The 4,519-nt window shown below is 57.3% G+C and carries 5 protein-coding genes; 1 reads left to right on the forward strand and 4 read right to left on the reverse strand.

Annotated features, from left to right (window positions below):
- Positions 1 to 318, forward strand: a 318-nt coding sequence (locus ACP5J3_RS11060; protein ID WP_428495747.1) for a hypothetical protein, incomplete at its 5' end; no start/stop codon positions are given.
- On the opposite strand, the gene ACP5J3_RS11065 is transcribed toward ACP5J3_RS11060, so the two are convergent.
- From ACP5J3_RS11065 to ACP5J3_RS11080, 4 genes are all read right to left on the reverse strand, one after another.
- Positions 258 to 1,790, reverse strand: coding sequence for a cation:proton antiporter (locus ACP5J3_RS11065; protein ID WP_428495748.1), 1,533 nt, complete (start codon positions 1,788 to 1,790; stop codon positions 258 to 260). The two genes, ACP5J3_RS11060 and ACP5J3_RS11065, sit on opposite strands and share 61 nt — an antisense overlap.
- Entirely contained in the window at positions 1,790 to 2,506 is a 717-nt protein-coding gene (alaXM, locus tag ACP5J3_RS11070) for an alanyl-tRNA editing protein AlaXM (protein WP_428495749.1), read from the reverse strand. The genes ACP5J3_RS11065 and alaXM overlap by 1 nt, the downstream gene beginning before the upstream one ends.
- A 30-nt stretch (positions 2,507 to 2,536) precedes the next feature.
- Positions 2,537 to 3,748, reverse strand: coding sequence for a threonine ammonia-lyase (gene ilvA, locus ACP5J3_RS11075; RefSeq protein ID WP_428495750.1), 1,212 nt, complete (start codon positions 3,746 to 3,748; stop codon positions 2,537 to 2,539).
- On the reverse strand, positions 3,745 to 4,519 hold a 775-nt coding region (locus ACP5J3_RS11080; RefSeq protein ID WP_428495751.1), incomplete at its 5' end, for a PLP-dependent aminotransferase family protein. The genes ACP5J3_RS11080 and ilvA, both read right to left, overlap by 4 nt.

The raw sequence follows: 4,519 nt of genomic DNA on the forward strand, positions 1-4,519 counted from the left end.
GACCCGTCGCTGGCCCGGAGCGCGCTGGCCGAGGTGCATAGACAAAAGGCCTTCTCCCTGGCCGACGCTGAATATTCAAAAGAGGAGCTTGAGAGAGCCGCCAGGCTACACGCACACCACATAGCGCTGATGTCTCTAATCCTCCCCGAGGTGGAGGTGGATCCGGAGAGTGTCACCGGGCTAGACTACGGGCTGGCTAAGGCGTTCCGAGAGGCTTGGGAGAGGTGCGCCGATATTCCGCCTCCCGTAGATGAATTCTACCGCGTGGTGGTCGAGGAGCTCAACCGCCTGTCGCGGTCGCTCTGTAGCTCCCGGTAGACTACGTAGAGGGTGTAGGTGAGCACCGCGATTATCAGCCCTATGATGTAGACGTGGGCCTCCAGTATGGGGGACAGGAGGGCGATTGCTACGTACAGCGCCAGGGCCGACGTGGAGATGAGCACAGTCACGCTTCCGTAGCGCGCCCCCTCGTATTCCCTCAGCGCTATCAACAAGTCGTTGTAGATCTCTCTAAAGTATTTTGAGAGGAAGTAGGCGGAGGGTATCAAGACTACGAGAGACAGCACGCCCATGTAACTAAAGGCAAGCGCCACTACCACCATGAGAATCGCCAGCTTGGCCGCGGTCGTGAAGGCGCGCGTGATAACCTTGTAGAGCTTTTCGTAGGCCACGGTGGATTTAAGCTCCTTCATACGGCTCCCGACGTAGCTCTCAACTAGGCTACGTTGCCGCCACACAAGAGGCGCTATGAATAGCGTAAATATCGGAGCGATCGAGAGGGCGAACACAAGCTCTGGGTTTTTCACGACGCCGAAGCTGTACGCCAGCACCGGAATTGTGAGGGACAGCTCCGAGAGGTGGGCGGTTGACAGCGAGACGCCGGCGGATAGCCTTGGACTACCCGTGACGAAAAGAGAGGCGAAGAAGACGGATACAGATCTGATGAGCACTGCGAGAAGCGCCACGGCTATGCTGAGAGCGAAAAACAACAGATTCAGCCTAGGCGTCGGGAGGGAGGCGCCCACGGCTAGCATATATGCGTAGATTATTAGGCCAGAGAGTGCGGCCGCCTCTTTTGTATGTACGCCACGCGTATCCGTCCTCGAGAAGACGTACCCGGCGAGAAAGGCCCCGAGATAGGGGGAGGCTATGCGGAGGTACTGGACGACGTAGACAAAACCAAACGCCGTGGCTAAGGCAAAGGGCAGGGCGTAGTCGCGTCCAATTATAAACCTGTCTATGTAGGAGAACAACGCGAGGGACACGCCGCCGAGGATAGTTATTACGACGAGGTTGACGGGCAAGCTCTCCACGGTTGTCCCGCCGGTGAGGAGGCTCAGTGCAAAAAAGAGAACTGTGTCCTCCAGCGTTGTGAGAGACATGGCGATGTTTCTAGCCTCCGTGGGGAGGCTTTGGGTGAGCTTCAGCACGAGGAGGCTAGACGAGCTCAGCAACATCAAAGCCACGGCCAGGGCCTCTATTGTCTTAAACCCGGCGAGTCTAAATACTAAAACCGAGAGGCCGGTAATAAACGCGGTTTCTAGAATAACCGCGAAGAAGGCCGCCGGCGACAGGCCGCTCACCCCCAGCTGGCGCCCCACCTCAAACGCGACCAGCGATATGAGGACTTGGAGGTATATCTCGGGCAGGTGGACGCCTAGGAGGTACCTCGTCAAGACCCCGGCTATGAAAAAACCCAGAAACGGCGGGAACTCTAACCTGTCGAGGACATAGGCGAATAAAACGCCGAGGAGTACCGAAACCGAGGCGGCGCCCAGCGGCGACTCCACTACTCCACAGTGTAGTAAAGCCTCTTCTTCCCCCTCCCCCTGTTCTCAACCTTGATAATCCTGACGGTCCCTATCTCCTTCGTGTTCCTGACGTGGGGCCCCCCGTCCGCCTGTATATCTACGCCGGGGATCTCCACAATTCTGAGGGTGGGGAGGTCGGGCGGCATCTTCTCCGCCAGCTTCACCACCCCCGGGATCTTCAACGCCTCCTCCCGCGGTAGCCAGTACACCTTAACCTCGATACCCCGCTGCGCTATCTGGTTCACCTCCGCAACCGCCTCCTCGAATATCTTCCTCACAGCGGCCATGTCCCCCTCCACGTTGAAGTCGTCGCGGGCGTATTCATGTGTAATTTCGCCTCCTGTAATCAAGGCGTTGTACCTGTTGTAGAGAACGGCAGATAGTATATGCGCCGCCGTGTGGAGCCTCATTTTCCTATACCGCCTCTCCCAGTCCACCACGCCCCTCACCACGTCGCCCGGCTTAAAAACAGGCGGCCTATCCAAGACGTGTACCACCTCTCCACCCTTGTGAGCCGCCTTGGCGCCGTACCTCTCCCCTCCAAACACAAGAAAGCCGCTGTCAGCCTCTACGCCTCCAGTCCCGTCGTGAAACGCGGTTTTGTCCAGCACCACCTCGTTCCCAGAGACGTCGAGCACAGTTGCGTCGAACTCCTTGACGTAGGAGTCCTCTTGGTAGAGCAACTTGGTCTTCATTGAATTGGCGAAAAACCCTACTTTTAATCTTTAGTGAGGAGCCAGCTTGAAGTAGAAGCCGCTCCTCTCCAGTTCATCCAGCAGTTTCGACATGTCGAGAGTGCCTGGTATCTCCACGACGAATATAAGCCTCACGTAGTTCGGCCTCTGCTCAGGATCGTAACGCTCGTGGTAGACCTCCAGAATATTGACGTTGTGAGAAGCCAGTAGCGACGACGCCTTGGCCAGCGTGCCAGGTCTGTCGGGCACCTCCCCAACGAGCCTAACAACACGCCTCTGCCTCGCCAAGGCCTTCATCAACACCCGCATGAGAATCGGCGCGTCTATATTGCCGCCGGACACCACCGCCACAGCCCTCTTCCCACGCACATCGACCTTCCCCGATATCAAGGCGGCCACCGCCGCCGCCCCCGCGCCCTCGGCCACCACTCTCGTCCTCTCCAGCAGTAGGTAGATGGCGTCGACAATCTCGTTGTCATCAACCAAGACAATGTCGTCTACATACTCCTGGATAAGCTTCAGCGTAATGTCCCCCGGCCTCTTCACCGCGATGCCGTCGGCAATTGTGTCCACCCTGTCAATAGTAACCAGCCCGCCCTCCTTCAGCGAAAGATAAACCGCAGGCGCCCCGCTGGCCTGCACCCCCACCACCCTCGCGCCAGGTCTCCTCTTCTTAATGGCATACGCGACGCCGGATATAAGCCCCCCTCCGCCGACTGGCACAACCACAACATCTACGCCCTCCAAGTCCTCAAGGATCTCAACGCCGAGAGTGGCTTGGCCCGAGATTACGTACCAGTCGTTGTAGGCGTGTAGAAACTTGGCACCGCCGCCCACAAGCTCCATCGCCTTTATCTCAGCTTCGTAGTAGCTCTCCCCATGCAGAATCACAGTGGCACCATAATCTTGCGTCTTCTTCACCTTCAGCCACGGAGTAGTCTCAGGCATAACCACAGTGGCCCTAACGCCATGTAGCTGGGCGGCGTAGGCCACCCCCTGAGCGTGGTTGCCCGAGGAAGCCGTTATAAACTCGCGGTAGCCCTCCTGTATGTATTTATACATGGCGAAGTAGGCCCCCCTAATCTTGAAGGAGCCAGTCTTCTGCAGAGCCTCCAGCTTTAGGAAAACCTCGCCCCCCGTGACTCTAGACAGAGACTCGGATCTCAGAGTCGGCGTCCTGTGTATCTTCCCCTCCCGTTGCTTCTCTTTTATGACCGTAGTAGCCTCTTCAAGCAGAATCATGCGCCTTTGATAGCCATGGCGAGGCGGCGGATGCCCTCGTTTATCTGTTCAAACGATGGGTAGGTGAAGTTTAGCCTCATCGCGTTCCTCACGGACTGATCTACAAAGAATCCGTGGCCGGGCACGAAGGCCACCTTGTACTGCGTCACGGCAGTTTTCAAAAGCTCCTTTGTGTCGATATGTGGCGGGACGGTGACCCAGATGAACATGCCGCCGCTGGGCCTCGTCCAGCTTACCCCCGGAGGCATATAGGTCTCCAGGGCCGCTAGCATGGCGTCTCTCTTCCTTTTGTACAGGTCCCTCACGTGGGGTAGGTTTTTGAGCACGATGTTGCGCCGCAGGCCCTCGGCGAAGATATACTGCACAAAGTTGGAAGTGTTGAGGTTTAGGGACTGCTTGGCGAGGTTGAACCACTTGATAACATCCTCTCTTGCTATAACCCAGCCTAGGCGGAAGCCGGGCGCGAAGATCTTAGAGGCTGTGGACAGGTAGATGACTCTGTCGCTCTTGTCCAGCGCCTTTATTGGCGAGACCTCGATGGGCTCAAAGAGGAAGTATGAGTATGGGTCGTCCTCTACGATCATTAGGTCGAACCTCTCCGCGATCTCCAGCAGGTACTTCCTCCGGTCTTGCGACATGGTGAGCCCGGAGGGGTTCTGCGCCGTGGGTATGGTGTAGATAAACTTTATACGGGCTCCCTCCGCCTTGAGCTGTTTTACTTTCTCCTCGAGTATCTCCACCACCATGCCGTGTTCGTCCATCGGCACGCCC

This window comes from Pyrobaculum sp. (assembly GCF_049971835.1).
GTDB lineage: Archaea > Thermoproteota > Thermoprotei > Thermoproteales > Thermoproteaceae > Pyrobaculum.

What these genes read in the sequence shown, in the direction of transcription:
- alaXM (WP_428495749.1), bottom strand. Translation starts at nt 2,506, where the DNA reads ATGAAGACCAAGTTGCTCTACCAAGAGGACTCCTACGTCAAGGAGTTC.
- ilvA (WP_428495750.1), bottom strand. Translation starts at nt 3,748, where the DNA reads ATGATTCTGCTTGAAGAGGCTACTACGGTCATAAAAGAGAAGCAACGG.